Source organism: Nonomuraea sp. NPDC003709 (genome assembly GCF_040610775.1).
Taxonomy (GTDB): Bacteria; Actinomycetota; Actinomycetes; order Streptosporangiales; family Streptosporangiaceae; genus Nonomuraea; species Nonomuraea angiospora_A.
Map to the genome: position 1 here is coordinate 1 of NZ_JBEXMW010000083.1, position 2,065 is coordinate 2,065.

At 36.3% G+C, this 2,065-nt stretch carries 2 protein-coding genes and 1 pseudogene; all 3 read left to right on the forward strand.

The genetic code is table 11. The features are described 5' to 3' along the window. Positions 1-89 precede the first annotated feature (89 nt). Positions 90-191: pseudogene (locus ABZX61_RS65745) on the forward strand (IS982 family transposase); the annotation flags it as partial. 73 nt (positions 192-264) lie between these two features. Next, positions 265-945: an IS6-like element ISS1N family transposase gene (locus ABZX61_RS65750; protein ID WP_350669396.1), complete on the forward strand. Its 681-nt coding sequence runs from the start codon at positions 265-267 to the stop codon at positions 943-945. A gap of 103 nt (positions 946-1,048) precedes the next feature. Continuing rightward, positions 1,049-2,065 (forward strand): TDT family transporter (locus ABZX61_RS65755; protein ID WP_355213239.1); only part of this gene is annotated, 1,017 nt, incomplete at its 3' end.

A 2,065-nucleotide genomic window follows, 5' to 3' on the forward strand; every position in this document is an offset into this window, starting at 1 on the left:
CCCGAATTGCTAGTTAATTTCATTGGAAAATAAATAAGTCGTGCTATCCTAATCTTAAAGCACTAAGCATTAGAAAGCTCACGACTTATATGACTTATAATAGCACACTTCCAAAAGTTTTTGTTTATTTACTGACAACCATTGAGACGCTTTATCAAACGAGTGTTCCCCTTGAGGTTCAAAACCGAAAGGGTTCTGTTGCAAAGTTTTCCAAAAAATCTATTTTAGTGTAAAATTGAGAAAAAAGACAGAGAGGACAGAGTAATGAATCATTTTAAAGGCAAACAATTCAAAAAAGACGTCATTATTGTCGCTGTTGGTTACTACCTGCGTTACAATCTAAGCTATCGTGAAGTTCAGGAATTGTTATATGATCGTGGAATAAATGTTTGTCATACTACGATTTATCGTTGGGTGCAAGAGTACAGCAAAGTCCTCTATTATCTTTGGAAGAAGAAAAATAGACAATCCTTCTATTCATGGAAAATGGACGAAACCTATATCAAAATTAAGGGACGTTGGCATTATCTTTATCGTGCAATTGATGCGGACGGCTTAACCTTAGATATCTGGTTACGAAAGAAACGGGATACGCAAGCAGCCTATGCTTTCTTAAAACGACTCCATAAACAGTTTGGTGAGCCGAAAGCAATTGTGACCGATAAAGCACCTTCTCTTGGCTCCGCCTTTAGAAAGTTACAGAGTGTGGGTTTATATCCTAAGACAGAGCACCGAACTGTGAAGTATCTTAACAATTTAATAGAACAAGACCATCGACCTATTAAACGACGAAATAAATTTTATCAAAGTCTCCGTACAGCCTCTTCCACGATTAAGGGCATGGAGACCATTCGAGGAATATATAAAAAGAACCGAAGAAATGGAACGCTCTTCGGCTTTTCGGTGTCTACTGAAATCAAGGTATTAATGGGAATACCAGCCTAAGATATTTGGAGTTCAGAGCGGGCGCGTTTGATTTTCAAACTTCGCAACAGAACCGAATCAATTATTTAAGACGAATTAATAAAAAATATAGAAAGAGAAGTTTATGATGTATTCAAAATTCATATCATTTTTAAAACAAATTCCTCTCCCGATATGTGGCTTAATTTTGGGTTTAATATCCTTAGGGAATCTCCTTTACAGTAAAGGTTACCCTATTTTAGGAAATTCTTACGATATGTTAGGTTTATTCCTGATGTTTTTAATTTTGCTCAAGATAGTACTGGCAATGAAACATACAATTTCGACTTTGAATGACCCAATTGTAGCCTCTGTTTCACCAACTTTTACGATGTCTTTAATGGTACTAAGCGTATTTTTAAAACGTTTGTCCGCCTTTAGTCTTCTTGCGAATGTTACTTGGTGGACTGCTTTAATTTTGCATCTTATCTTAATGATGTATTTTATTTATCTTCATGTACTACCAAAAGAATTAAAAATACATGATGTTTATCCAAGCTGGTTTATTACTTTTGTAGGCATTGGGGTAATATCGGCAACATCACCAGATTTCGGTCTTGAAGTGGGTAAAGTTGTGGTTTGGATAACATTACTCTTTTACTTTATTCTTCTTCCCATTGTTATGCATAGAGTTTTCATTTTACGAAAAATGCACAAATCTTTACTTCCTTTGATTACAAATATCACGGCACCAGGTTCACTTGGTTTAGTAGGATACCTCACTGTTGTAGAAGCAAAATCTAAAATATTCGTTATCTTTTTATTTATTTTATCGCAAGCTATCTATTTTATAACTTTAGGCTTGCTGACAAAACTTTTGAGAAGTGCCTTTTATTCTAGTTATGCTGCCTTTACATTTCCTCTCGTTATTTCTGCAACTGCGGTAAATTTAACAAGTAAACTCAGCGTTTTTCAGTTCCTGAATTTAGAATTATTAGCGAATATGGAAATCCTTATAGCAATTGCAATCGTTACTTATGTGCTCATCAGATACTATATTTTTTTAGAGGTCGCCGAGCAGCAGCCCGGCCACGCGCTTGTCGCGCAGCACGTCACGGTACGAGCGGTTCGAGCGGTACGAGTGGTTCGTCGTCGTGGATGG

Excerpts from the sequence above, each read along its gene's own strand:
- ABZX61_RS65750 (WP_350669396.1), top strand. The coding sequence starts at position 265 with ATGAATCATTTTAAAGGCAAACAATTCAAAAAAGACGTCATTATTGTC.